The organism is Streptomyces sp. NPDC031418 (genome assembly GCF_055581605.1).
Genome location: NZ_JBVIJC010000010.1, coordinates 239,480 through 263,870, shown reverse-complemented (window position 1 = coordinate 263,870; position 24,391 = coordinate 239,480). Strand labels below are relative to the sequence as shown.

The 24,391-nt window shown below is 71.5% G+C and carries 21 protein-coding genes; 9 read left to right on the top strand and 12 right to left on the bottom strand.

What is annotated here, in order from left to right:
• Positions 1-18 precede the first annotated feature (18 nt).
• On the bottom strand, positions 19-423 hold the full coding sequence (locus ACZ5CZ_RS17165; RefSeq protein WP_468943455.1) for a DUF192 domain-containing protein: 405 nt from the start codon (positions 421-423) through the stop codon (positions 19-21).
• Between the two features lie 101 nt (positions 424-524).
• On the opposite strand from ACZ5CZ_RS17165, the gene ACZ5CZ_RS17160 reads away from it, so the two are divergent.
• The 6 genes from ACZ5CZ_RS17160 to ACZ5CZ_RS17135 all read left to right on the top strand — a co-directional run bounded on the left by ACZ5CZ_RS17160 (position 525) and on the right by ACZ5CZ_RS17135 (position 7,560).
• Positions 525-1,016: a GNAT family N-acetyltransferase gene (locus ACZ5CZ_RS17160; RefSeq protein WP_468943453.1), complete on the top strand. Its 492-nt coding sequence runs from the start codon at positions 525-527 to the stop codon at positions 1,014-1,016.
• Between the two features lie 27 nt (positions 1,017-1,043).
• Complete coding sequence (locus tag ACZ5CZ_RS17155; RefSeq protein WP_468943450.1) at positions 1,044-1,859, top strand: class I SAM-dependent methyltransferase; 816 nt, start codon at positions 1,044-1,046, stop codon at positions 1,857-1,859.
• 657 nt (positions 1,860-2,516) lie between these two features.
• Positions 2,517-3,290, top strand: a complete 774-nt coding sequence (locus ACZ5CZ_RS17150; protein WP_385840274.1) for an isoprenyl transferase — start codon at positions 2,517-2,519, stop codon at positions 3,288-3,290.
• Positions 3,291-3,648: 358 nt separating this feature from the next.
• Positions 3,649-4,974 carry a PhoH family protein gene (locus ACZ5CZ_RS17145; RefSeq protein WP_385840273.1) on the top strand — a complete coding sequence of 442 codons (1,326 nt, stop codon included), beginning with the start codon at positions 3,649-3,651 and terminating at the stop codon, positions 4,972-4,974.
• Between the two features lie 418 nt (positions 4,975-5,392).
• On the top strand, positions 5,393-6,094 hold the full coding sequence (locus tag ACZ5CZ_RS17140; protein WP_385840272.1) for an aggregation-promoting factor C-terminal-like domain-containing protein: 702 nt from the start codon (positions 5,393-5,395) through the stop codon (positions 6,092-6,094).
• A 137-nt stretch (positions 6,095-6,231) separates the two neighbouring features.
• A complete protein-coding gene (locus ACZ5CZ_RS17135) occupies positions 6,232-7,560 on the top strand; it encodes an AI-2E family transporter (protein ID WP_385840271.1) in 1,329 nt (442 codons plus the stop codon).
• 25 nt (positions 7,561-7,585) lie between these two features.
• Here the strand turns inward: ACZ5CZ_RS17135 and ACZ5CZ_RS17130 are convergent, their stop codons facing one another.
• Together ACZ5CZ_RS17130 and ACZ5CZ_RS17125 are read right to left on the bottom strand one after the other, a co-directional pair.
• Positions 7,586-8,119: an alkyl hydroperoxide reductase gene (locus tag ACZ5CZ_RS17130; protein ID WP_468943446.1), complete on the bottom strand. Its 534-nt coding sequence runs from the start codon at positions 8,117-8,119 to the stop codon at positions 7,586-7,588.
• 3 nt (positions 8,120-8,122) lie between these two features.
• Positions 8,123-8,677 (bottom strand): peroxiredoxin, encoded by a 555-nt coding sequence (locus ACZ5CZ_RS17125; protein WP_067047469.1) that lies wholly within the window; start codon positions 8,675-8,677, stop codon positions 8,123-8,125.
• A 140-nt stretch (positions 8,678-8,817) separates the two neighbouring features.
• On the opposite strand from ACZ5CZ_RS17125, the gene ACZ5CZ_RS17120 reads away from it, so the two are divergent.
• Positions 8,818-9,756: a LysR substrate-binding domain-containing protein gene (locus tag ACZ5CZ_RS17120; protein ID WP_468943443.1), complete on the top strand. Its 939-nt coding sequence runs from the start codon at positions 8,818-8,820 to the stop codon at positions 9,754-9,756.
• Between the two features lie 19 nt (positions 9,757-9,775).
• Here ACZ5CZ_RS17120 and ACZ5CZ_RS17115 read toward each other — a convergent pair whose 3' ends face one another.
• The 5 genes from ACZ5CZ_RS17115 to ACZ5CZ_RS17095 all read right to left on the bottom strand — a co-directional run bounded on the left by ACZ5CZ_RS17115 (position 9,776) and on the right by ACZ5CZ_RS17095 (position 14,573).
• Positions 9,776-12,118 (bottom strand): FtsX-like permease family protein, encoded by a 2,343-nt coding sequence (locus ACZ5CZ_RS17115; protein ID WP_468943440.1) that lies wholly within the window; start codon positions 12,116-12,118, stop codon positions 9,776-9,778.
• Complete coding sequence (locus ACZ5CZ_RS17110) at positions 12,115-12,804, bottom strand: ABC transporter ATP-binding protein (protein WP_385840265.1); 690 nt, start codon at positions 12,802-12,804, stop codon at positions 12,115-12,117. The genes ACZ5CZ_RS17115 and ACZ5CZ_RS17110 overlap by 4 nt, the downstream gene beginning before the upstream one ends.
• On the bottom strand, positions 12,801-13,325 hold the full coding sequence (locus tag ACZ5CZ_RS17105) for a PadR family transcriptional regulator (RefSeq protein ID WP_468943436.1): 525 nt from the start codon (positions 13,323-13,325) through the stop codon (positions 12,801-12,803). Before ACZ5CZ_RS17105 ends, ACZ5CZ_RS17110 begins: the two co-directional genes overlap by 4 nt.
• 88 nt (positions 13,326-13,413) lie before the next feature.
• Positions 13,414-13,701 (bottom strand): type II toxin-antitoxin system antitoxin, encoded by a 288-nt coding sequence (locus ACZ5CZ_RS17100; RefSeq protein WP_385840262.1) that lies wholly within the window; start codon positions 13,699-13,701, stop codon positions 13,414-13,416.
• Entirely contained in the window at positions 13,647-14,573 is a 927-nt protein-coding gene (locus ACZ5CZ_RS17095; protein ID WP_468943434.1) for an SPFH domain-containing protein, read from the bottom strand. The genes ACZ5CZ_RS17100 and ACZ5CZ_RS17095 overlap by 55 nt, the downstream gene beginning before the upstream one ends.
• A gap of 242 nt (positions 14,574-14,815) precedes the next feature.
• Here ACZ5CZ_RS17095 and ACZ5CZ_RS17090 point away from each other — a divergent pair, with 242 nt between their 5' ends.
• Positions 14,816-17,107 carry a transglycosylase domain-containing protein gene (locus ACZ5CZ_RS17090; RefSeq protein ID WP_385840259.1) on the top strand — a complete coding sequence of 764 codons (2,292 nt, stop codon included), beginning with the start codon at positions 14,816-14,818 and terminating at the stop codon, positions 17,105-17,107.
• Positions 17,108-17,177: 70 nt separating this feature from the next.
• Here the strand turns inward: ACZ5CZ_RS17090 and ACZ5CZ_RS17085 are convergent, their stop codons facing one another.
• The 3 genes from ACZ5CZ_RS17085 to ACZ5CZ_RS17075 all read right to left on the bottom strand — a co-directional run bounded on the left by ACZ5CZ_RS17085 (position 17,178) and on the right by ACZ5CZ_RS17075 (position 21,739).
• Entirely contained in the window at positions 17,178-19,262 is a 2,085-nt protein-coding gene (locus ACZ5CZ_RS17085; RefSeq protein WP_385840258.1) for a SpoIIE family protein phosphatase, read from the bottom strand.
• Between the two features lie 295 nt (positions 19,263-19,557).
• Entirely contained in the window at positions 19,558-20,247 is a 690-nt protein-coding gene (fomD, locus tag ACZ5CZ_RS17080) for a cytidylyl-2-hydroxypropylphosphonate hydrolase (protein WP_385840257.1), read from the bottom strand.
• Between the two features lie 106 nt (positions 20,248-20,353).
• On the bottom strand, positions 20,354-21,739 hold the full coding sequence (locus ACZ5CZ_RS17075; protein ID WP_468943430.1) for a class II fumarate hydratase: 1,386 nt from the start codon (positions 21,737-21,739) through the stop codon (positions 20,354-20,356).
• 83 nt (positions 21,740-21,822) lie between these two features.
• On the opposite strand from ACZ5CZ_RS17075, the gene ACZ5CZ_RS17070 reads away from it, so the two are divergent.
• Positions 21,823-22,506 carry a nucleotidyltransferase domain-containing protein gene (locus ACZ5CZ_RS17070; RefSeq protein WP_468943427.1) on the top strand — a complete coding sequence of 228 codons (684 nt, stop codon included), beginning with the start codon at positions 21,823-21,825 and terminating at the stop codon, positions 22,504-22,506.
• A 193-nt stretch (positions 22,507-22,699) separates the two neighbouring features.
• On the opposite strand, the gene ACZ5CZ_RS17065 is transcribed toward ACZ5CZ_RS17070, so the two are convergent.
• The gene (locus ACZ5CZ_RS17065) at positions 22,700-24,370 is read right to left on the bottom strand and encodes a fumarate hydratase (protein WP_468943424.1); all 1,671 of its coding nucleotides are present in this window, start codon (positions 24,368-24,370) and stop codon (positions 22,700-22,702) included.
• Positions 24,371-24,391: the final 21 nt, after the last annotated feature.

Sequence of the window (24,391 nt, the reverse complement as noted above, 5' to 3'; positions counted from 1 at the left end):
CCCGGCGGCCAGGGAGACCTACGGCCGCTCCGGCCGCCCGTCCTGCACCCGGACCTCCACCCGGACCTCCGCCCCGGCCCGCAGCCCCCACCCCGCCATGGCCCCCGCCGCCGCCTCCAGCACATGCCGGGCCCGCAACCGGGGCAGGCCCAGCCGGCCGGGGCGCATGGTGCGGACGGCGATGACGGTCAGGCGCCGGTCCAGGTAGGCCACGTCGATCGGGATCCGCATCCCGAAGGTGTGCACCCCGCTCGCCGGCGACAGCAGCATCGCCCCGTCGACCGAGTCCCGCCCCAGCAACCCCTTCGTACGGGCCCGGTACGACGCCGCGATCTCCAACGGCACCCCCACCGGCTCACCCCCGCCGGGCCCCCGTACCACCAGCCGCCCCCGCCCGTCCCGCAGCCGCCGTCCCCAGCCCATGCCCGCCTGCCCTCCGTCCGTCCGCCCCTCACTGTCTCTCGCTCACCAACTCACCCCGCCGGTAAACGCCGTTGTCAGTGCCGCCTGCCACACTCCGTGCCATGACAGACGTGTGGCTGCGCGAGGTCGACGAGGCCGACCTGGAGGCGTTCCTCGCCTACGAGCACGACCCCGAGGCCGTCCGCCGGTCTAGGTTCGCCCCGCGCCCGCGCGACGCCTTCCTCGCGCACTGGCGGACCGGCATCCTCGGCGTCCCGGACGTGCTCGTGCGGACGGTCGTGGTGGCGGGGGAGCCGGCGGGGCACGTCGTCTCCTGGACGGTGGCGGACGGGCGGCGGTTCCTCGGGTACTGGCTGGGCCGGCCGTACTGGGGGCGCGGCGTCGGCAGTCGCGCCCTCGCCCTCTTCCTCCGCGAGGAACCCGTCCGCCCCCTGTACGCCGACCCGTTCGCCGGCAACACCGCCTCCGTCCGCCTGCTGGAGCGCCTCGGCTTCCGGCGCACCGGCACGGTCCGGCACGGCACGGACACCCACCTCCTGCTCGCCCTTCACCCAGCGGAGGAGACGGAAGCGGCGGAAATCGGCAGGACGTGACGGTCCGCCCCTGGGACGATGACTGCCATGGCAGCGCAGCACCACCACCCCCACACCTCCCCTCACCGCTCCTTCGACGACCTGGTCGCCGAGGGGGTCGCCGTGCCCACCGAGGGGTGGGACTTCTCGTGGTTCGAGGGGCGGGCCACCGAGGCGCGGCCCTCGTGGCGGTACGCCGAGTCGGCGGGGCGGCGGCTGGCCGGTGCCGAGGCCGTGCTGGACATCCAGACCGGCGGCGGAGAGGTGCTGGACTTCGCGCTGGGCCGGGCCGAGCCCGCCCGGCCGCTGCTGGCCGCCGCCACCGAGGGCTGGCCGCCCAACGTGGCCAGGGCCACCGCGCTGCTGCGGCCGCGCGGGGTCGTGGTGGTCGCCGCCCCGGACGACGCGCCGCTGCCCTTCGCCGACGAGGCCTTCGACCTGGTGCTCAGCCGGCACCCGGTGCGCCCGTACTGGGACGAGATCGCCCGGGTGCTGCGGCCCGGCGGCACCTACTTCGCCCAGCACGTCGGGCCGGCGAGCGTCTTCGAACTGGTCGAGTACTTCCTCGGGCCGCAGCCGGAGGAGGTGCGCTCCGGCCGGGACCCCGAGCGGGAGCGGGCCGAGGCGGAGGCGGCCGGCCTGGAGGTGGCCGGACTGCGGGCGGAGCGGCTGCGGATGGAGTTCCACGACATCGCCGCGGTCGTGCATTTCCTGCGCAAGGTCGTCTGGATGGTCCCCGGCTTCACGGTGGAGGCGTACGAGCCCCAACTCCGGGCCCTGCACGAGCGGATCGAGCGGGAGGGGCCGTTCGTGGCGCACAGCTCCCGGCATCTCTTCGAGGTCCGCAAGCCGCGTAAGGGCTGAAAACAGACGTCGTTCATCTGCCGTTCGTCCGCAGTTTCCACATTGTTATGCGCTGCGGTTCACACACGCCTCACCCGTCACGTAAGTTCAGACCAAGGTAATTCGCGTCAGCAAAGCTGCGCGGACGGTACCGCGCAGTGGAGGGGGCTGCGCGGTGCCGTGAGACCGGGTGGGGCGGGTGCGGGGCCGTACCGGAACCGTCAAATCACCGTTCGCGGGCCGGGTCCCCCATCGGAGGGACCCTCGGACAACGCGCCGAAGAGTCCATAAGGCGCCGCAAAGCATTCGAATGCCTCCGAATGTGTCTGTATCCGACCGGATTCCCCTGGGAATCGGCGGGGAATCGGCCATGAGAGGCCCCTGAATCTCACATTCCGGGTCGCCCGGGGCGTCGCCGGATGATTCCGGAGAGTAGTTGTCTCGCGCCGATGCACCCATCAGCCCTTACGAAGGGTTATGGTGGAAACCCCCCCTCGGGCCGGTCCGTCTCCCCCCCACGGACCGGCCCGTTTTTTTGCCGGGCCGCCAGGAACGTTTCCGCGGCCCCGGATCCCGAGCCCGGACGGCAGGCCGAGCCCCGGACCCGGACCGGGCCCCGGGCAGCGGTAGGCTCAACACCCCCCGAACCCGTACCCCGTGCCAACCCCGGAGGGCCACGTGAACCTGCGTGACAAGCTGCGCAGCCTGCTCGTCAGGCTCTACGCACGCCGGGTGGAAGGACACCTGGACCACGACCAGGTGCCCAAGCACATCGGCGTCATCATGGACGGCAACCGCCGCTGGGCGAAGGCGTCCGGCTCCACCACCGTCCACGGCCACCGGGCCGGCGCCGAGAAGATCGAGGAGTTCCTCGGCTGGTGCGCGGAGACCGACGTCGAGGTCGTCACCCTCTGGCTGCTGTCCACGGACAACTTCGACCGCCCGCAGGAGGAACTCGGCCCCCTGCTCGGCATCATCGAGGGCGTCGTCCGCACCCTCGCCGCCGACGGCCGCTGGCGCGTGCACCACGTCGGCACCCCCGACCTGCTGCCCGCGCAGATGCAGACGGCGCTGAAGGAGGCCGAGGAGGCCACCCGGCACATCGACGGGATAGTCGTGAACGTGGCCATCGGCTACGGCGGCCGGCAGGAGATCGCCGACGCCGTGCGCTCGATGCTGCTGGACGCCCACGACCGCGGGGTGTCCCTGGAGGACCTCGCCGAGTCCGTCGACATCGACATGATCGGCCGTCACCTCTACACCGGTGACCAGCCCGACCCGGACCTCGTCATCCGCACCAGCGGCGAACAGCGGCTGTCCGGATTCATGCTGTGGCAGACCGCGCACTCCGAGTACTACTTCTGCGAGGTCTTCTGGCCGTCCTTCCGGAAGGTCGACTTCCTGCGCGCCCTGCGCGACTACGCCGCACGTCACCGCCGCTACGGCGGCTGACCCCGGACACCGCACCGCACCGCCCCGTCGCCACCCGGCGCCGGGGCGGTTCCGTATACCCCGATTCGCGCACGCGTAACAAGGAGTTCACCAGCGCGCTGTTGGCCGCTTTTGCATGGCGGCGACAGTTCGAGGGCATAAGCCAAGCAGGTCGACACCCGAACCACGGGCGTCGGTTCTCAGCGGGCGGCACGGGGCCGTCCCGCCCGGGAGGCCCTTTGCACCAGCCCGACCGTCCGGTCACGGCACGGAAAGAGCCGCGGAGGGCCGGTCCACGGCCCGCCGTACGCGGGGGCCAGACACCGGTCCAGCTCCACTTCGTCGCTCCCCGACCTCATCCGAGGGGGTACGTCCTTCCGTGGTGACCAGCACAAAGCGCCACAAGCCCGACCGGCGCACCTATGTTCTCGACACCAGCGTCCTGCTGGCCGATCCGAACGCCCTGAGCCGCTTCGAGGAGCACGAGGTCGTGCTCCCCATCGTGGTGGTCACGGAGCTGGAGGCCAAGCGGCACCATCCGGAACTCGGCTACTTCGCCCGGCAGGCCCTGCGCCTGCTCGACGACTACCGGGTCCGGCACGGCCGTCTCGACGCCCCCATCCCGATCGGGGACCTCGGCGGCACGATCCGTGTCGAGCTCAATCACTCGGACCCCAGCGTGCTGCCCACCGGCTACCGCCTGGGGGACAACGACTCCCGCATCCTCGCGGTGGCCCGCAACCTCCAGGCGGAGGGGTTCGACGTCACCGTCGTATCGAAGGACCTGCCCCTGCGGATCAAGGCGTCCTCGGTCGGTCTCCTCGCCGAGGAGTACCGCGCCGAGCTCGCCATCACGGAGAACTCCGGCTGGACCGGGATGAGCGAACTCACCCTCCCGGCCGAGCAGGTGGACATCCTCTTCGAGGAAGGCCATCTGTACGTCCCGGAGGCCGCAGAGATGCCCGTGCACACCGGTCTGACCATCCACTCCGAGCGGGGCAAGGCGCTCGGCCGGGTCTCCGCCGAGGGCAACGTCCGGCTGGTGCGCGGCGACCGGGAGGCGTTCGGCATCAAGGGCCGCAGCGCCGAGCAGCGCATCGCGCTCGACCTGCTGCTCGACCCGGACATCGGGATCGTGTCGATGGGCGGGCGGGCCGGCACCGGCAAGTCGGCGCTGGCGCTGTGCGCCGGGCTGGAGGCAGTCCTGGAGCGCCGTCAGCACCAGAAGGTGATGGTGTTCCGGCCGCTGTACGCGGTCGGCGGGCAGGAGTTGGGCTATCTGCCCGGCACCGAGGCGGAGAAGATGAGCCCGTGGGCGCAGGCCGTCTTCGACACGCTGTCGGCCGTCACCAGCCGCGAGGTCATCGAGGAGGTCACCGCGCGCGGGATGCTGGAGGTGCTGCCGCTGACCCACATCCGCGGCCGCTCCCTGCACGACGCGTTCGTGATCGTGGACGAGGCGCAGTCCCTGGAGAAGAACGTCCTGCTGACCGTGTTGTCCCGGATCGGCGCCAACTCCCGGGTGGTTCTCACCCATGACGTGGCACAGCGGGACAATCTGCGCGTCGGCCGCTACGACGGTGTGGTGGCCGTCGTGGAGAAGCTGAAGGGGCATCCCCTCTTCGCGCATGTCACCCTGACCCGGTCCGAAAGGTCCCAGATCGCCGCGCTTGTCACCGAAATGCTGGAGGACGGACACATCTGACATGGATGGACGTCATCTGACATAGCGGTACGGCCTGTTGGCGCCGTCCGGCAAAGGCGAAGAGCCTAGCCGGGCGGCGCCTTGGCGTGCGGAGGTTTCCGGAAATCCCCAGGGCCAAACGGGATGTGAGCTTTCACACGCAACACAGAATTGCCACCCGGCGTCCGGTTACGGCAGAGTCTCAGTCCTGTCAGGCCCCGCATACGACACAGCCGTACCCCCAGCGGTACGGCACCTCAGAAGCATCACCAACTCCATAGACCCGTCGTATGCCGCCCGCGCACCACGCGGCGCTCCCTCCAGGGGAGTTGCCCACCGGGCCCGCGCCTCCCGTGACCCAGAAGTTGGGAGGCCAGTGTCAGGGGCACGATTGCGTCCGCCAGGGTCACCGAAGCGGGCGATGCTGGAAGGAACCCGTGTGAGCCGGATTTCGGTCCGGGGACTCGCAGTGGCCTCGGCCACCGCGGTCACCGCCGTCGGAAGCGTCGTCGGAGTTGCCTCGGGCAGCGTCGCGCAGAACAACAACGACGCCGAGGCGACGGCAGCCGATGCCACGCTCCTCGCCGACATACCCGCAGGTCAGCAGGCGCAGGTCCAGTCGGCGTCCCTGACGCACCAGGCCGACGCCCAGGCCATCGCGGCCGACGCGAGCGCCAAGAAGGACGCCGAGGCGGCGGCCCGCAAGGCAGCCGCCGACACCGCGATCGCGAAGAAGGCGGCCGCGGAGAAGGCTGCCAAGGAGGCCAAGGAGCGCGCCGAGACGAAGGCCGCGGCGGCGAGCCGCGACGACGTCCGCGACTCCTCCAGCTTCCCGGTCCAGTCCAACTACACCGTCGCGCAGATCCAGGCGATGGCGCGCCAGATGGTGGCCGGCGACCAGTTCCAGTGCTTCAGCAACATCGTGGACCACGAGTCCAGCTGGAACTACCACGCCGTGAACGCCTCCTCGGGTGCCTACGGCCTCTTCCAGGCGCTGCCCGCGGGCAAGTACGCCTCCGCCGGTGCCGACTGGCAGACCAACCCGGCCACCCAGATCAAGTGGGGCCTCAACTACATGAACAGCCGCTACGGCAGCCCCTGCCAGGCCTGGTCCTTCTGGGCGGCCAACCACTGGTACTAGGCCACCCGGTACTCGCACGGCCTCGCGCAGCCCCTCCCCGTCCTCGGGGCAGGGGCTTTCGCCCTGTACGGTCGTAACCGACGACTCCAGGGGGGAGTGGTGGCGAGCGCGCGGGGCGCGGGGGAAGAGGACGGATCATGTCGCGAGTGCCAGGGTGGCTCGGCCGACTCGGTGCCGGGCTCAGCGAGATGAGCGAGCGCCTGGAGGAGCTGCGCGCCGAGGTGGAGCAGGAGCGCGAGGCGGACGACGAACCCACCGGGTCCGTCAAACCCGCCGCCGCCGTGCCCGGACAGGCCACCGACACCGATCGCCCCGCCCGGCCGGTGGCGCCCGCGCCGTCGGCCGGTCCGCGCCCCGATCCCGCCGAGGCCGTGCCCTGGGGGGTCCGGGTCGCGGCGGAGGCCGGCTGGCGGCTGCTCGTCCTCGCCGGCACCGTGTGGGTGCTGATGCGGGTCATCAGCGCCATCCAGCTGGTGGTGTTCGCGTTCGTCATCGCCCTGCTGATCACCGCGCTGCTCCAGCCGACGGTCGCCCGGCTCACCCGCTGGGGGGTGCCCCGAGGACCGGCGACCGCGCTCACCGCCATCTCCGGCTTCGCGGTCATCGGCCTGATGGGCTGGTTCGTGAGCTGGCAGGTGATGGAGAACATCGACACCCTCTCCACCCAGATCCAGTCCGGCATCGACGACCTGCGCAACTGGCTCCTGAAGAGCCCCTTCCACGTCACCGACAAGCAGATCAACAAGATCGCCCAGAACCTCCGTGAGGCGATCGGCGCCAACGCCGACCAGATAACCTCCGCCGGGCTGGAGGGCGTTCAGGTCATTGTCGAGGGCCTGACGAGCATCCTGCTGGTGTTCTTCTCGACGCTCTTCCTGCTCTACGACGGCAAGCGGATCTGGCAGTGGTTCCTGAAGCTGGTGCCCTCCGCCGCCCGTCCGGGCGTGGCCGGTGCCGGCCCGCGCGCCTGGCGCACGCTGACCGCCTACGTACGCGGCACGGTCCTGGTCGCGCTCATCGACGCCATCTTCATCGGCATCGGCATCTACTTCCTCAATGTGCCGATGGCCGTCCCGCTGGCCGTGTTCATCTTCCTGTTCTCCTTCATCCCGCTGGTCGGCGCGGTCGCCTCCGGAGCGCTGGCGGTGATCGTGGCACTGGTGACCCAGGGTGTGTTCGCGGCCGTGATGACCCTGGTCGTCGTCCTCGCGGTCCAGCAGATCGAGGGGCATGTGCTCCAGCCGTTCATCCTCGGCCGCGCGGTCCGCGTCCATCCGCTGGCGGTCGTGCTGACCGTGGCGGCCGGCGGCATGGTGGCCGGCATCGGCGGCGCGGTGGTGGCCGTACCGCTGGTGGCGGTGACGAACACGGTGGTGGGGTATCTGCGGACGTACGCCGCCGCTCAGGCGGGCCAGGTCCGTCCGGCGCCGGAGAACGCAGAGGACCCCGCCCCCCAGGAAGGGTGAGCGGGGTCCTCGGACGGACGTCTGCCTACTCGGCGATGACCGCCTCGGCCTCCAGCGTGACGGAGACGGCCTGGACCACGGAGGCGATCTTGAACGCCTCCTGGACCACGTCGCGCTCCACACCGGCCTTGCGCAGCACCTGCTCGTGCGAGTCCAGGCACATGCCGCAGCCGTTGATCGCGGACACCGCGAACGACCACAGCTCGAAGTCGACCTTCTCCACGCCCGGGTTGCCGATGACGTTCATCCGCAGACCGGCGCGCAGGGTGCCGTACTCGTGGTCGGACAGCAGGTGGCGCGTCCGGTAGAAGACGTTGTTCATCGCCATGATGGCGGCGGCCGACTTGGCGGCCGTGTACGCCTCCGGCGTCAGGTTCGCCTTCGCCTCCGGCTCCAGCTCACGCAGCACGATCGGGGACCGGGAGGCGATGGCGGTCGCCAGCACGGTGCCCCACAGCTGCTGCGCGGGGAGGTCGGAGTTGCCGATGACCGAGCCCAGGTTGAGCTTGAGGTCCTTGGCGTAGTCCGGGACGCGGGACTTCAGGGAGTCGAGCGACATGGGTCACTCACCGGCCAGCAGCGCGACCGGGTCCAGCGTGTTCTCGCCCTTGGTCCAGTTGCACGGGCACAGCTCGTCCGTCTGGAGGGCGTCCAGGACCCGCAGGACCTCCTTGGGGTTACGGCCCACGGAACCGGCGGTGACCATGGTGAACTGGATCTCGCGGTTCGGGTCGACGATGAAGACGGCGCGCTGCGCGAAGCCGTCCTCGCCCTCGATGCCGAGGTCGCGCATCAGCTCGTGCTTGGAGTCGGCCATCATCGGGAACGGCAGGTCGGTCAGGTCCGGGTGGTCCTTGCGCCAGGCGTGGTGGACGAACTCGGAGTCACCGGAGAAGCCGAGGATCTGGGCGTCGCGGTCGGCGAACTCGTCGTTCAGCTTCCCGAACGCGGCGATCTCGGTCGGGCAGACGAAGGTGAAGTCCTTCGGCCATGCGAACACGACCAGCCACTTGCCCTCGTAGGACTTGTGGTGGATCTGCTCGAACTCCTTGCCCTTCTCCAGCGAGACGCAGGCGGTCAGTTCGAACTCGGGGAACTTGTCACCGACAGTGAGCACGCGCTCTCCTTGCAGCTAGGGACACCCTTTGTGAGGGTCTTGCCCCCTTGGGTTGGACGTCGTCGATGGTGGCACAGGGTGCATTGATTAGTGAAATAGCTACACTCGGTCATGTTGATCGGAGGTAGTTATCAGTGACCATGGGTAACGGAAAGCGGAGGCAGCCGAGCCTCGCACAGCTGCGTGCCTTCGCCGCCGTCGCGGAGCACCTGCACTTCCGGGACGCGGCGGCCGCCATCGGGATGAGCCAGCCCGCCCTGTCCGGCGCGGTCTCCGCGCTGGAGGAGGCCCTCGGGGTGACCCTCCTCGAGCGTACGACCCGCAAGGTGCTGCTCTCGCCCGCGGGGGAGCGGCTGGCCGTCCGGGCGAAGGCGGTGCTGGACGCGGTCGGCGCGCTGCTGGAGGAGGCCGAGGCGGTCCGGGCCCCCTTCACCGGCGCCCTGCGCCTCGGGGTGATCCCCACGGTGGCGCCGTACCTGCTGCCCACCGTGCTGCGGCTGGTCCACGAGCGCTATCCGCAGCTCGACCTCCAGGTGCACGAGGAGCAGACCGCCAGCCTGATCGACGGCCTGCACTCCGGCCGGCTCGACCTGCTGCTGCTCGCCGTCCCGCTCGGTATGCCCGGCGTGGTCGAACTCCCCCTGTACGACGAGGACTTCGTCCTGCTCACCCCGCTCGACCACTGGCTCGGCGGGCGCGAGGGCATTCCGCGCGAGGCGCTGAAGGAGCTGAAGCTGCTCCTCCTGGACGAGGGGCACTGCCTGCGCGACCAGGCCCTCGACATCTGCCGGGAGGCCGGCCGCGCGGACGCCCCGGTGACCACGACGGCCGCCGGCCTCTCCACGCTGGTGCAGCTGGTGGCGGGCGGGCTGGGCTGCACGCTGCTGCCGCGCACCGCTCTGAAGCTGGAGACCACCCGCAGCAGCCAGCTGCTCACCGGGTACTTCGCCGACCCGGCGCCGAGCCGCCGGGTCGCGCTCGCCATGCGGGCCGGCGCGGCGCGCTCCGCGGAGTACGAGGAGCTGGCGGCGGCACTGCGGGAGGCGATGCGGGCCCTGCCGGTGCGGGTGGTGGCCTGACGGCCGGCGAAGCGCCCGGTTACTCGGTGCGCAGGCCCTCCGGCCGCATCAGCCGCAGCAGCGGCGGCAGGCTCAGCAGGGTGACCGTGAGGATCACCCCCGCCCCCGCGCCGGTCATCGACAGCACGCCCGGCCAGTCCACGGACACCGTCGCGCCGACCATGCGCAGCAGGACCGCGCCCAGCGTCAGTCCGGCCGCCGCGGCGAGGAGCAGGCCCAGGGCGATGGGGATCGCCGTCTGCCACAGCACCGACATGCCCAGGGTGCGCTTGCGGGTGCCGAAGGCGGCCAGCGACGACAGCAGCTTCCGGCGCTCGCGCAGCTGCTCCAGCTGGGAGACCAGCAGACTCACCCCGATCAGCGCCAGCACACAGACGGCGCCCGCGAAGGTACCGGTGCGGATCGAGGAGAACTGCGCCGACCGCTCGGTGGCCGCCAGCACCATCGCGTCCGCCAGCGGATCGATCCGCGCCGCGGTGTTGCGGACGTACTCGTGCACGTCCGGCCGCTTCTCGTCGAGCTTGAGGTACACCGCGCCGACCAGCGTGCGGCTCATCCGCGCCGACATCGCGCCCGGGGTGACCAGCACCTCGCTCTCCGCGAGCCCGTCCGGGCCCTTGAGCGCGCGGCCCTTCTTCAGCCCGGCCGGTACCGTCCACGTCGTGTCGGGGAGGTGGGGCCGCCCGCTGCCCGGGTTCAGGTGCAGGGTGCGGCCGGGCCGGGCGAGCTTCGCCACATCGGCGTCCCGGTCGCCGCCGGTCACGGCGAAGACGTCGCCGTCGCGGCAGGAGGGCAGCTCGGCCACCGTGCGCAGCGCGGTGCAGGTGCCGACGGTGAGACCGACGGTGTGCTGCGGCCCCTGCTCGGAACTCCAGGTTCCGTCGCCCAGCTCGGTGCTGCCCAGTGCGGTGGCCTTCCGTACGCCCTCGGTCCGGGCGAACCGCGCGGTGGCCGGGAGGAAGGGAACGCCGCGGGAGAGGTTGACCTGCATCTGGGCCTGGTCGGTGTCCCGTCCGGTGGACTTGGTGAAGTCGTCCTGGATGCCCGCGAACAGCATCTGGAGCGCGATCGCCCCGGCGACCGCGACCGCGATGCCGTTCACCATGCGGGCCGCGGATCCGCTGTTCAACTGGAGCCGTCGTACGGCCAGTTGCCAGGCGACACCACCCCGTCCGAGCCGGGCCACGGCCGCCTCGACGGCCCACGGCAGCAGGGCGGTGACACCGAGGAGCAGCAGCAGGATGCCGGCGACCACCAGATACCGGTTGAAGTCGCTGTTGCCGCGGATGTCTCCGATCAGCGGGGCCAGACACGCCAGTCCGGCCAGTGGCAGCAGCAGCCGCCACCACAGCCGGCGGCGCGCCGGCCGGGCCGTACGGACCACGCCGAGCGGTTCGATGACCACCCCGCGCAGCGCGAACAGCGTCACCAGCACCGCCGCCGCCGGAACGGCGAGGGCGACGAGGGCGGCCAGCGCCGGGGAGGGGTTGAGATAGCTGGGGAACACGCTGATGCCCACGATCTCGACGGAGCCCGCGACCTGCCGCCCGAGCAGGAAGAACGCGGTGCCGAAGACCAGTCCGACCAGGGAGCCGGCGAGCGCCTCGCCCGCCGCGATCCGCCGGGTCATCCGGCCGTCGGCGCCGACCAGCCGCAGCGCGGCCAGTCTGCGGTCGCGCCGCTCGCCGCCGAACCGTACGGCCGTGGCGATGAACACGGCGACCGGCGTCAGCAGCACCACGAAGGCGACCAGCACGAGCAGCAGCAGGACCGGGTCCGTCGGGTCGGACTGGGTCTGCTCCTCCGGCCCGAAGTGCGTGATCCGGGCCGTCCGCCACCCGTCGAGCTGCCGGTCCAGGTTCTTCGCCCCGGCGTAGTAGGCGAGATCGTGCGAGCCGATGAGCCCGGGCTCGGCGATCGTGCCGACGATCCGGTACGGCAGCCGCTCGCGCAGCAGCCTGCCGTCCGCCGAGCCGAGGAGGTCGCGCAGCGCGGGGGAGACGATCATCTCGCCCGGCGCGGGATATCGGGTCAGCCCCGGGGGAAGGGGTGCCCGCGGCCCCTCGGGCTGCACCAGCCGGCCGCGCAGGTCACTGCCGCGGAAGCTGCTGTCGGCGTCGGAGATCACCAGGGTGTCCGACGCCTTCGGCCGGTAGGGGCCGTAGGTGTGGTCCTGGCGGGCCTGGCCGCGCTGGTCCCGTACCGCCAGCGCGTTCGGGATCGCGGTCGTCAGCAGCAGCAGCGCCACGCCGAGTCCGACCCCGACCGCCGTCAGCAGCACCCGGACCCAGCCCTCGCGCCCGCCGGTGAACGCGAACCTGACCCCCATGCCCAGATCGCGGCTCCACTGCCGGATGCTCATACGGTGCGCTCCATGTCCCGCGACTTCCCGTCCCGTACGACGATCTCCCGGTCGGAGTAGGCGGCCACCCGGGCCTCGTGCGTGACCAGCACGACGGCCGCGTTGGTGGAGCGGGCCGCGTCGGTCAGCAGCTCCATCACGCGCTCGCCGTTGAGCGAGTCGAGCGCGCCGGTCGGCTCGTCGGCGAACACCACCCGGGGGCTGGTGACCAGGGCGCGCGCCACCGCGACCCGCTGTCCCTGGCCGCCGGAGACCTCGCCGGGCCGCTTGCCCGCGAGATCGTCCACCTCCAGGCGTTCCAGCCAGCCCAGCGCCGTCCTCTCGGCGGCCTTGCGCGAGGCGCCGTTCAGCCGCAGCGGCAACGCCACGTTCTCCACACAGGTCAGCTCGGGCACCAGCTGGCCGAACTGGAAGACGAACCCGAACTCGGAGCGGCGCAGCGCGCTGCGCTCGGCGTCGCCCATCCCGGCCAGTTCGCGGCCGTTGTAGCGGATCGACCCGGAGTCCGGCGGCACGATGCCGGCGAGGCAGTGCAGCAGCGTCGACTTGCCCGAGCCGGACGGGCCCATCACGGCGACGACCTCGCCGGGGTGGATGGAGAACTCGGCGCCGTCGAGCGCGACGGTCGGGCCGTAGCTCTTGCGCAGGTCGTCGGCGACGAGCAGGGAGCCTGCGGGAGCGTTCACCGGGCCACCGCCTCGCGCAGCCGGTCCAGCCGGGCCGCGGTCAGCTCCAGCCAGCGCAGGTCCGCCTCCAGGTGGAACAGGGCGTGGTCGCAGATCAGCTGGTCGGCGAGGTCGCCCTTGCGCTTGCGGTCGGTGAGGATCCGCATGCTGCGCAGATGCTCGGCGCGCTGGGTGTCGAGGACGACACCTGCGTCGCGGTGGGTGAGCAGGGCGAGGACGACCTTGGTGTAGAGGGTCGACTGGAGGTACTCCTCGGGCTTCTCCGGCGTGCCGAGCCAGCGCTCGACGTCGGTGATGCCCGCGTCGGTGATGGCGTACCGCTTGCGCTCGGGGCCCTCGCCGGCCTCGACCCCGTCGACCTGCACGAGGCCGTGCTTGAGCAGCCGGGACATCGTCGAGTAGACCTGGCCGTAGTGCAGCGGCCGGTCCTGACCGAACTTCTCGTCGAAGGTCCGCTTGAGGTCGTAGCCGTGCCGAGGGCCGGACTCCAGGAGACCCAGAAGGGTGTGACCGATGGACATGCGGAGCACTCTACACACCGTGTATACGCGGTATGTATAGAACCCGGGTATACCCGCGAAGTCGCAGGTCACCCGGGTTGTCGGCCGGTCAGGAGCTGCCGGGCGGCCGTCCGCGGCGGGGCAGCGGCCCGGTGTCCTTCGGCAGTCGCCCCGCCTCCGCCAGCGCCTTGCGCAGCAGGAACTCGATCTGCGCGTTGGCGGACCGCAGCTCGTCCCCGGCCCACCGGGCGAGCGCGTCGTACACCGCCGGGTCGAGCCTCAGCAGCACCTGTTTGCGCTGCTGAGGCCGGCGCCGCGGGGCCGCGCCCTCGGCCGGGTCGGTCACTGGTAGAGCGTCCCGGTGTTGAGGACCGGCTGCGGGGCGCGGTCCCCGCACAGCACCACCATCAGGTTCGACACCATTGCCGCCTTCCGCTCCTCGTCCAGCTCCACGATGTCCGCCTCGGAGATCCGGGCGAGCGCCGCCTCCACCATGCCGACCGCGCCGTCCACGATCTCCCGGCGGGCCGCCACGACCGCGCCCGCCTGCTGCCGCTGGAGCATCGCGGAGGCGATCTCCGGAGCGTACGCGAGATGCGTGAAGCGCGACTCGACGATCTGCACACCGGCCGCCTCCACCCGGACCTGGAGCTCCACGGCCAGCTTCTCGGTGATCTCCTCGGCGTTGCCGCGCAGCGAGAGGCCGTCCGCGTCGTGCGCGTCGTAGGGGTACTCGATCGCGATGTGCCGTACGGCCGTCTCGGTCTGCGTGGCGACGAACTCGGCGAAGTCGTCCACCTCGAACACGGCCTGGGCGGTGTCCTGCACCTTCCAGACCACGACCGCGGCCAGCTCGATCGGGTTGCCGTAGGCGTCGTTGACCTTCAGTACGGCGGTCTCGTGGTTGCGCACCCGGGTGGAGATCCGGGTCCGCGAGGTGAAGGGGTTCACCCAGCGCAGGCCGTCCTGCCGGATGGTGCCCCGGTAGCGGCCGAAGAGCTGCACCACCCGGGCCTCGCCGGGCGCGACCGTGTTCAGGCCGCGCAGCGAGATGACCGCGGCGAGGAAGACGACGATCCCGGCGATGATCAGCCCCGCCTTGGGGCCCGCCGCGGAGACGTTCGCGGCGGCGGCCAGCAGCGCCGCGGTGCCGCCGAGCCCCAGCAGGCCGAGCAGCAGGGCGAGCCCGCCGCCGATGCTGTGCGCGGAGAACTCCCGCACCCGCGGGGCGGGCATCTCGGGTACGTCGGCGGTGGTGTGCGTGGACATGGTCGTGTCCCCCGTTCCTGGTCGTGCTCGACGGCGCCCGTCGGGGCGCCTGGTGTGTGACTAGCTAAGTGATATCACTTTTCTCTGTCAAGCAACCCTGCAACCGTCACAGCCGTCGGTTCCGTTGGGGCGGGTGCTGATTGTCACGTCCGTAAAAGGGCGGATCGGACGCCCTTTGTCATAGAGACGGGTGTTAGCTTTCGGAGCTGACCATCCAGAGACGGAAGCGAGCGTAGGGACTCATGGGACGAGCGGAAGAGAGACGAGCGCGGCAGCGCGGTGGCCGCCGCGCGGCGCCCCAGCCGCGCCGCTCCGGGCCCGAGACCGGCCGCAGGCCGCTCATACGCCGGCTGTTCACCTGGAAGAAGGTCCTCGGCACCTTCTTCGGGCTGTGCCTGCTGCTGATCGGCGGCTTCATCGCGCTCTACCTGTCCGTCGACATCCCCCAGGCGAACGCGGCCGCACAGCAGCAGAGCAACGTCTACAAGTTCAGCGACGGCACGGTGCTGGCCCGCGACGGCAAGACCAACCGCGAGATCGTCGACCTGTCGAAGGTGCCCCGCAAGGTCCAGCTGACCTTCGTGGCCGCCGAGAACAAGAGCTTCTACAACGACGTCGGCATCGACTTCAAGGGCACCGCCCGCGCCATGCTCAACACGCTGACCGGCAAGGGCAAGCAGGGCGGCTCGACGATCACCCAGCAGTACGTCAAGAACTACTACCTCAACCAGGACCAGACCGTCACCCGCAAGCTGAGGGAACTGGTCATCTCGTTGAAGGTGGACCGCGAGAAGACCAAGGACCAGATCCTCGCCGGCTACATCAACACCAGCTACTACGGCCGTGGCGCCTACGGCATCCAGGCCGCGGCCCAGGCGTACTACCACATCGACGCCAAGAAGCTCAGTGTCCAGCAGGGCGCCTATCTCGCCGCCCTGCTCCAGGCGCCCAGCCAGTACGACTGGGCCGTCGCGAGCGACACCGGCAAGCGGCTGGTCAAGGAGCGCTGGAACTACGTCCTCGACAACATGGTCAAGCAGCACTGGCTGGACCCCGCCGCGCGGCAGGCCATGCACTTCCCCAAGCCCAAGGCCCCCAAGGGCGCCCCGGGCCTCGACGGGCAGAAGGGCTATCTGGTCGAACTCGCCAACCAGCAGCTCGAACAGCGGCTCATGCAGACCGACGGCCTGACCCAGGCCCAGGCCGAGACCGCGGTCGAACGCAAGGGCTGGACCATCACGCTCAGCGTCGACCGCAAGAAGCAGGCCGCGCTGGAACAGGCCGTCAAGACCCAGCTGACCGGCAAGCTCGAGCCCAAGCAGCGCAAGGTCGACCGCAACGTCCAGGCCGGAGCCGTCTCGGTCAACCCCCGTAACGGCCAGATCGTCGCGCTGTACGGCGGCCAGGACTACTACAAGCACTACATCGACAACGCCACCCGGCGGGACTACCAGCCGGCCTCGACGTTCAAGCCCGTCATCCTCGCCGCCGCGCTCCAGAACGGCGCCACCACCCAGGACGGCACCCCGATCAGCGCCGACACCGTCTACGACGGCACCAGCGGCCGCCCGGTCGTGGACCACGGCAGCAAGGCCGGGTTCGCACCGCCCAACGAGGACGACGTCGACTACGGGCCCATCACCGTCCAGCAGGCGATGAACAACTCGGTCAACTCGGTCTTCGCGCAGATGGGCGTGGACGTCGGGATGACCCGGGTGATGGACACCGCCAAGCAGCTCGGCATGGACACCAAGGGCATGCAGGCCGTCCCCGCCCAGACCCTGGGCTCCATGGGCGCGAGCCCGCTGGAGATGGCCGGCATCTACGCCACCTTCGCCAACCACGGCGACCGGGTCACCCCGTCGATCATCAAGTCGGCCGAGCTGAACGGCCGTACCGTCAAGCCGGACTCGCTCGGCGCCTCGGTGCTCAGCCGGAGCGCCGCCGACACCGTCACCTCGGTGCTCACCGGCGTGGTCGACGACGGCACGGCGAAGGAGCACGTGGCCGACAACCCGCTGCGCGCCGGTCAGCAGGTGGCCGGCAAGACCGGCACCTCCGACGAGGACAAGTCCGCCTGGTTCACCGGCTACACGCCCGACCTGGTCACCTCGGTCGGCCTGTTCGGCGAGGAGAAGGGCACCGGCCGCCATGTCTCCCTGACGGGCGCGACCGGACAACTGCCCGGCTCGGGCCGCGTCAACGGCGGCACCTACCCGGCGCAGATCTGGGCCCAGTACACCTTCGGCGTGACCCACGCGGCCACATTCGAGCTGGACACCACCCAGGGCGCCGCCGTCGCCCCGACCCCGCCGCCGACGGTCAGCCACACCCCGACCCGGACGCCCTCGCAGACGCCCACCAGCAAGGCACCGACGTCGTCCGCGCCGCCGTCCCGGACCCCGACGCAGACGCCGACCAGCGCGCCGCCGTCCCGGACGCCCACCCAGACCCCGCCGACCCAGACGCCGACCAGCCAGGAGCCGACGGATCCGATCACCCCGGAGGACCCGCTGGACCCGGCCAACCAGTAGGCCCGGCAGGGAAGCGGACACACGGAGGGCGCCCGGTGCACACCGGGCGCCCTTCGCGTGCGTACGGCCCTCAGCTCCGGTTCAGCTCGAACCAGACCACCTTGCCCACGCTCAGCCGGGTCGCACCCCAGCGCCGGGCCAGCCGGTTCACCAGGTACAGGCCGCGCCCGCCCTCGTCCGTGGCCCGCGCCTGCCGCAGCCGCGGCAACTGCGGCACATCGTCGCCGACCTCGCAGCGCAGCACGTCCGTGCGCAGCAGCCGCAGCGTCACCGGCCGGGACGCGTACCGTACGGCGTTCGTCACGACCTCGCTGACCAGCAGCTCCACCGAGTCCGTCAGCTCCTCCAGGTCCCAGCGGGCGAGCGCACGCCGGGCCAGCCGGCGGGCCTGGCCCGGCGCCGAGTCCTCCGGCGCCAGCGTCCAGTACGCCACATCGCTCGGCGCGATCCCGTCGAAGCGGGCCGCGAGCAGCGCGATGTCGTCGTCCCGGTCGCCCGGGCCGAGCATGTCGAGGACCTCGTCACACAGCGCCTCCAGCGGCGGCGGATGGTCCGGGCCGGTCAACTGGGCGGTCGCGGCCAGCCGTTCCCGCAGCTGCTCTATGCCGGTCCACACGTCCCGCAGCCGGGACTCCACCAGCCCGTCGGTGTACAGCAGCAGCGTGGCCCCGGCGGGCGCGTCCAGCTCCACCGCCTCGAAGTCCACCCCGCCCACGCCGATCGGCGCGCCCGGCGGCACCCGCAGCACCTCGGCCCGCCCGCCCAGATGCAGCAGCACGGGCGGCGGATGGCCGGCGTTGGCGATGGTGATGCGGTGCGTCACCGGGTCGTAGACCGCGTACAGGCAGGTCGCCATGCGGTCGGTGCCCAGCCGCTGCGCCTGCTCGTCCAGGTGGTGCAGCACCTCCTGCGGCGGCAGGTCCAGCCCGGCCAGGGTCTGCGCGGTCGTGCGCAGCTGCCCCATGATCGCCGCCGAGGTCATCGAGTGCCCCATGACGTCCCCGACGACCAGCGCCACCCGGCTGCCGGGCAGCGGGATCGCGTCGTACCAGTCGCCGCCCACCCGGGCCGTCTCGGCGGCCGGCAGGTACCGGGAGGCGAGCCGCACACCGGTCGGCCGGGGCAGCGTCTCGGGCAGCATGGTGCGCTGCAACTCGTCGGCGATGTAGGCCTCCCGGCCGTACAGCACCGCCTTGTCGATGCCGAGCGCGCTGTGCGTGGCCAGCTGCGCGGCCACCAGCAGGTCGTCCGCCTCGAAGGCGAGCCGCTCCGGGCGGCGCAGGAACAGCGCCGCGCCGATCACCCGGCGCCGGCCGCGCAGCGGCGCGAGGATCGCGTGCTGCCCGGAGGGCACCAGCGCCTCGCCGTCCTCGCCGAGCAGCTCGGGCAGCGCGGCCCGGGCGGCGGGCGCGTCGGCGAACACCGGGCGCACCCCGCGCAGCACCTCGTTCAGCGCACCGCCGGGCAGCACCTCGCACAGCTCGGTGGTCAGCGCCGACAGATCGGCCAGCGGGGAGGGATCCGGTTCCGGCTCGAAGGCCGGCGGCAGCAGCACACCGTCGGTGTCCCGCTCCTCCGGGATCCGGTCGGTGCGGCGCAGCCGCAGCATCACCGGACCGGTGGGCCGCTCGTCGCCGACCGGCAGCGGATCGCGCAGATAGACCAGGATCGCGTCCGAGAAGGTCGGTACCGTGGCCCGGCACAGGCCCATCACGATCTCGTCCAGGTCGAGGCCGCGGGCGATCCGCCGGGTGGCCGCGCCGACGAACCGGAGCCGGTCGCCGTCGCGCCGCATCGGCATCGGCCGCCCCGGCGGCAGTCCCCGCCCGGTACGGCGCTCCGCGGCGCCCGGTGTCCGGTCCTGCTCGGCACCGGGCTGCGGCGGAATCCCCTCCGCCGCGGGACGCGGGCGGTGCGCGCCGGGTTCGGCGGTGGCCGGCTGGGAGTGCTCTGGACCGTTGACTGCGGGCTCCTTCCCCTGGTCACCCGGGCCGCGGGACGTGGCCGTCCCGGGGCCGGAGGGCGTCCCGTCGGACCGGGCCTGGACCGGTAAGGCGGGCATGCCGAGCTGGGTCGGGGTACGCAAGAGCGCCCCGCGGGCCTCCGCGGGGTCGGCGCCCTGAGGGCGCTCGAAGGAGGTGGGCTGCTCCGTCACGCGTGTCGCATCCATCCGTCCGGGGCTGCGCGCCGGGCGCGCAGTTGGTCCCGCAGAAGTCCCGATACCCGCAATACGTGCCCCAGGAACGGAATTTCCGCGTGCTGAGCGGTTGTCGCCGTGCCACCGGCGGGGCCCGCGCGGCCGGTGATGGTGCCCTGGTACCCCTCGTTCACGTGCTGACGCCCCTCGGTGACGATCGGTCAGGCCCGGTGCTTGGTCCGGTAGTTGCTGCTGTTGTACGCCCTTGCGGAGGACGATCCTACGTTTCTTGCCCGGGGGCGCATCAAGGGTCTCATGAGGACACGTGCGCGGGGGTGCGGTCCCAGTCCTCGGGGAGTGACGGTACCGCCCAGGAGGGGTCCGGGCGCCAGTGCTGCCAGCCGTCGGAGAACGGCGCCCCCCACGCCTCGATCACCCCGATCGCCTCCCGCCCGGCCGCCCGGACCCGCTCGGCGGTCACCGCGTCCATCAGCCCGTCCCGCTGGGCCTGGGCGAACTCGTCCTCGTCGCGCCACTGCCAGCTGCGGTCCGGATCGACCGTGATGTCCAGGAAGTGGTCCTCGGAGTCCACCCCGCCCGCCCAACGGGCCAGCGGCTCCTCGAGGTTGACGTACCAGTTCTTGAACTGCCAGCCCGCCTCCCAGAACAGCCACACCGACCAGGGCCGGCCGGGCTGGGCCAGCTTCAGCACACCGGTGCCGAACCAGCGGCCCCGCTGCACCGCGCGGGGCTTGGTGTAGCGGGACTCCAGCGGCTCCTGGTGGACCGGGGTGCCGTCGGCCAGCACCGGCTTGACGCACTCGGTGCCGGGGGCCATCCAGACGGCGAGCAGCTCGGCGTCGTCGCGGACGACGGTGACGGGCCGTGCGATGTGGAAGTGCGCACCGGAGTTCTCCCGGTACCGCCACAGGATCGGTGTCCCCGGGGCCCAGTAGGTCACGGGTCCGGCTGCCATCTGTGTCATCGCTCCGTCGTCCGTCATGGACAGATATTAGGTGCCCCGGGACCGTGCCGCTGCGGTGCGGGTCACGGTCCCCGGCGGTGGCCGGAAACGTTCGCCGCCGGGGACGTGCCCGGTCACCGGACCGTCACGGGCGGGTCATCCGCAGCACGTCCAGCGCCTCGTCCAGCTGCTGCGCCGTCAGATCGCCCCGCTCGACGTATCCGCCCTCCAGCACCACCTCGCGGATCGTCTTCCGCTCGGCGAGCGACTTCTTGGCGACCTTCGCGGCCTCCTCGTACCCGATGTACTTGTTCAGCGGGGTGACGACGGACGGGGACGACTCGGCGTACTCCCGGGCGCGTTCACGGTCGGCGGTGATGCCGTCGACGGTCCGGTCGGCCAGCAGCCGCGAGACGTTGGCGAGCAGCCGGACCGACTCCAGCACGTTCTTGGCGATGACCGGCAGCATGACGTTGAGTTCGAAGTTGCCGGCGGCACCGGCGGTCGCGATGGTGGCGTCGTTGCCGATCACCTGCGCGGCGACCATCAGCACCGCCTCCGGTACGACCGGATTCACCTTGCCCGGCATGATGGACGAGCCCGGCTGGAGATCGGGCAGCCGGATCTCCGCGAGCCCGGTCCGCGGCCCCGACGACATCCACCGCAGATCGTTGGCGATCTTCGTCAGGCCCACCGCGATGGTCCTGAGCTGTCCGCTGGTCTCCACGATCCCGTCCCGGGCGCCCTGCGCCTCGAAGTGGTCGCGGGCCTCGGTCAGCGGCAGCCCGGTGACCCGGGCGACCTCCTCGATCACGGCGGCCGAGAACCCGGGCGGCGTGTTGATCCCGGTCCCGACCGCGGTCCCGCCGAGCGGCAGTTCGGCGAGCCGGGGAAGGGACGCCCGCAGCCGCTCGACGCCGTACCGCACCTGGGCCGCGTACCCCCCGAACTCCTGCCCCAGGGTCACCGGGGTGGCGTCCATCAGGTGCGTCCGCCCGGACTTGACGACGTCGGCGAACTCGTCGGCCTTGCGGGACAGCGCGGCGGCGAGGTGGTCGAGGGCCGGGATCAGGTCGTGGGTCACGGCGGCGGTGGCCGCGATGTGGATGCTGGACGGGAAGACGTCGTTGGACGACTGCGAGGCGTTGACGTGGTCGTTGGGGTGCACGTCCCGGCCGAGCCGCTCGCTCGCCAGGGTGGCGATGACCTCGTTGGTGTTCATGTTGGACGAGGTCCCCGAGCCGGTCTGGAACACGTCCACCGGGAAGTGCTCGTCCCACCTGCCCTCGGCGACCTCCCGGGCCGCCTCCTGGATCGCCTCGGCGATGTCCTTGTCCACCACTCCCAACTCGGCGTTCACCTTGGCGGCGGCGCTCTTGATCCGGGCCAGCGCCTCGATGTGGGCGCGTTCCAGCCGCTGCCCCGAGACGGGGAAGTTCTCGACGGCACGCTGGGTCTGCGCCCGCCACTTCGCGTGCGCCGGAACCCTGACCTCGCCCATGGAGTCGTGCTCGATGCGGTAGTCGCTCATGCCGGGTACAGCGATCGGACGCACGCGTATGTTCCGGGCGCTGGGCCGGTTGGCTGCGGGCCGCGGTCCGCCACACTGGGCCGATGGATCATGTGACGATCGCCCGGGACCTGGTGCGGGACCGCTTCCCCGACGCGCGCGCCGCGTTCCTCGCCGGAAGCGTGCTGACCGAGCGCCGTACCCCCACCTCGGACCTGGACATCGTGGTGCTGCTGGCGGGGCCGCCCGCGCCCTTCCGGGAGAGCCTGGTGCACCGGGGATGGCCGGTGGAGCTGTTCGTCCAGACGGAGGCCGACTGGCGGGCCTTCGCGGAGCGGGAGACGGCCGGGCGGAGCTCCCCGCTGCTGCACATGTGCGCGCACGGCATGCTGCTGGCCGACGCGGACGGCCTCGGCGCGGCCCTGCGCACCGAGGCCCGGGAACGCCTCGCCGCGGGCCCGCCGCCCGTCCCGCCCGCCGAGCTGGCGGACCGGCGGTACGCGCTGACCGACACCCTGGACGACCTCCGCGGCTGCACCGACCCGCTGGAGCGCACCTATCTGGTGGCCGAGCTGGTGCTGCTCGCGGGGGGCCACTGGCTGGGCGGCGGCAAGTGGCTCTCCCGCCGTCTGGCCATGGCCGACCCCGGCCTGCACGGCCGGCTGACGGCGGCCGCGGCCGCGGCGGTCGCCGGTACGGCGGAGGGGGCCGACGCTTTCGCGGCGGCGGTCCGGGAGGCTCTGGACCTGGCCGGCGGCCCCCTGTGGGCCGGCTACCGCCGGGGCTGACGGCGCCTCCGGCAACCGCCCGTCCCGCCGCCTCTCAGCCCGTCCGGCGTTTGAGGACGAGGCCCTTTCGGGGCCGATCGGGGGTCCAGGGGGCCGGGCCCCCTGGGAGCGGGGTCGAAGGGGCGGCAGCCCCTGGGGAGGGGACGGGTAGGGGCGGCGGGGGCGAGATCCGTCCCCCGCCGCGCCCGAGGTACTACGCCAGCCCGGGCCCGCGAACCGGAATCGACGTGAACGTCGGCTGGGGGGCGGGATCCTGGAAGAAGTCGTTGCCCTTGTCGTCCACCACGATGAACGCCGGGAAGTCCTCGACCTCGATCTTCCAGACGGCCTCCATGCCCAGCTCCTCGTACTCCAGGACCTCCACCTTCTTGATGCAGTCCTGGGCGAGACGGGCGGCGGGGCCGCCGATGGAGCCGAGGTAGAAGCCGCCGTGCGCGGCACACGCGTCGGTGACCTGCTTGGACCGGTTGCCCTTCGCGAGCATCACCTTGGAGCCGCCCGCCGCCTGGAACTGCTCCACGTAGGAGTCCATCCGGCCGGCCGTCGTCGGGCCGAAGGAACCGGAGGCGTACCCGTCGGGCGTCTTCGCCGGGCCCGCGTAGTACACCGGGTGGTCCTTCAGGTACTGCGGCATCTCCTCGCCCGCGTCCAGCCGCTCCTTGATCTTGGCGTGCGCGATGTCACGGGCCACGACCAGCGGGCCGGTCAGCGACAGACGGGTCTTGACCGGGTACTTGGTCAGCTCCGCGAGGATCGTGTCCATCGGCTGGTTGAGGTCGATCTTGACGACGTCCGAGGACTCGTCGAGGTGCTCGTCCGTGGTCTCCGGCAGGAACCGCGCCGGGTCGGTCTCCAGCTGCTCCAGGAAGACGCCCTCGGCGGTGATCTTCGCGACCGCCTGCCGGTCGGCCGAGCAGGAGACGGCGATGGCGACCGGGCAGGACGCGCCGTGCCGCGGCAGCCGGATCACCCGCACGTCGTGGCAGAAGTACTTGCCGCCGAACTGCGCGCCGATGCCGATCTTCTGGGTCAGCTCGAAGACCTTCTCCTCCAGGTCCTTGTCACGGAAGCCGTGGCCCAGCTCCGAGCCCTCCGCCGGGATCTCGTCCAGGTAGTGCGCGGAGGCGTACTTCGCGGTCTTCAGCGCGTACTCCGCGCTGGTGCCGCCGACGACGATCGCCAGGTGGTACGGCGGGCAGGCGGCCGTACCGAGCGAACGGATCTTCTCCTCCAGGAACTTCATCATGGAGGCCTCGTTCAGGACGGCCTTCGTCTCCTGGTAGAGGAAGGACTTGTTGGCGGAGCCGCCGCCCTTCGCCATGAACAGGAACTTGTAGGCGCCGCCGTCCGTGGCGTACAGCTCGATCTGGGCCGGCAGGTTGGAGCCGGTGTTCTTCTCCTCCCACATGGTGAGCGGAGCCATCTGCGAGTAGCGCAGGTTGAGCTTGGTGTAGGCGTCGTAGATGCCGTGGGAGAGGTGCTTCTCGTCCTCGCCGGCCGTGAGCACGTTCTGGCCGCGCTTGCCCATCACGATCGCCGTGCCGGTGTCCTGGCACATGGGCAGCACGCCGGCCGCCGCGATGTTCGCGTTCTTCAGCAGGTCCAGCGCGACGAACTTGTCGTTGCCGGACGCCTCCGGGTCGTCGATGATCCGGCGCAGCTGGGCGAGGTGGGCGGGGCGCAGATAGTGCTGGATGTCGTGGATGGCCTCGGCGGCCAGCGTGCGCAGCGCCTCCGGCTCCACCTTGAGGAACGTCCGCCCGTCCGGGCCCTCGACGGTGGAGACGCCCTCCGACGTCACCAGCCGGTACGGGGTGGTGTCCTCTCCCTGGGGGAGCAGGTCGGTGTACGCGAACTCAGGCATCTCAGCCCATTCCTCACTCTG

Excerpts from the sequence above, each read along its gene's own strand:
- ACZ5CZ_RS17095 (WP_468943434.1), bottom strand. The coding sequence starts at position 14,573 with ATGTCCACGCACACCACCGCCGACGTACCCGAGATGCCCGCCCCGCGG.
- fomD (WP_385840257.1), bottom strand. The coding sequence starts at position 20,247 with ATGACGGACGACGGAGCGATGACACAGATGGCAGCCGGACCCGTGACC.
- ACZ5CZ_RS17155 (WP_468943450.1), top strand. The coding sequence starts at position 1,044 with ATGGCAGCGCAGCACCACCACCCCCACACCTCCCCTCACCGCTCCTTC.
- ACZ5CZ_RS17075 (WP_468943430.1), bottom strand. The coding sequence starts at position 21,739 with ATGAGCGACTACCGCATCGAGCACGACTCCATGGGCGAGGTCAGGGTT.
- ACZ5CZ_RS17070 (WP_468943427.1), top strand. The coding sequence starts at position 21,823 with ATGGATCATGTGACGATCGCCCGGGACCTGGTGCGGGACCGCTTCCCC.
- ACZ5CZ_RS17130 (WP_468943446.1), bottom strand. The coding sequence starts at position 8,119 with ATGTCGCTCGACTCCCTGAAGTCCCGCGTCCCGGACTACGCCAAGGAC.
- ACZ5CZ_RS17165 (WP_468943455.1), bottom strand. The coding sequence starts at position 423 with ATGGGCTGGGGACGGCGGCTGCGGGACGGGCGGGGGCGGCTGGTGGTA.
- ACZ5CZ_RS17090 (WP_385840259.1), top strand. The coding sequence starts at position 14,816 with ATGGGACGAGCGGAAGAGAGACGAGCGCGGCAGCGCGGTGGCCGCCGC.
- ACZ5CZ_RS17120 (WP_468943443.1), top strand. The coding sequence starts at position 8,818 with ATGGGTAACGGAAAGCGGAGGCAGCCGAGCCTCGCACAGCTGCGTGCC.
- ACZ5CZ_RS17115 (WP_468943440.1), bottom strand. The coding sequence starts at position 12,118 with ATGAGCATCCGGCAGTGGAGCCGCGATCTGGGCATGGGGGTCAGGTTC.
- ACZ5CZ_RS17065 (WP_468943424.1), bottom strand. The coding sequence starts at position 24,370 with ATGCCTGAGTTCGCGTACACCGACCTGCTCCCCCAGGGAGAGGACACC.
- ACZ5CZ_RS17160 (WP_468943453.1), top strand. The coding sequence starts at position 525 with ATGACAGACGTGTGGCTGCGCGAGGTCGACGAGGCCGACCTGGAGGCG.
- ACZ5CZ_RS17105 (WP_468943436.1), bottom strand. The coding sequence starts at position 13,325 with ATGTCCATCGGTCACACCCTTCTGGGTCTCCTGGAGTCCGGCCCTCGG.
- ACZ5CZ_RS17135 (WP_385840271.1), top strand. The coding sequence starts at position 6,232 with ATGTCGCGAGTGCCAGGGTGGCTCGGCCGACTCGGTGCCGGGCTCAGC.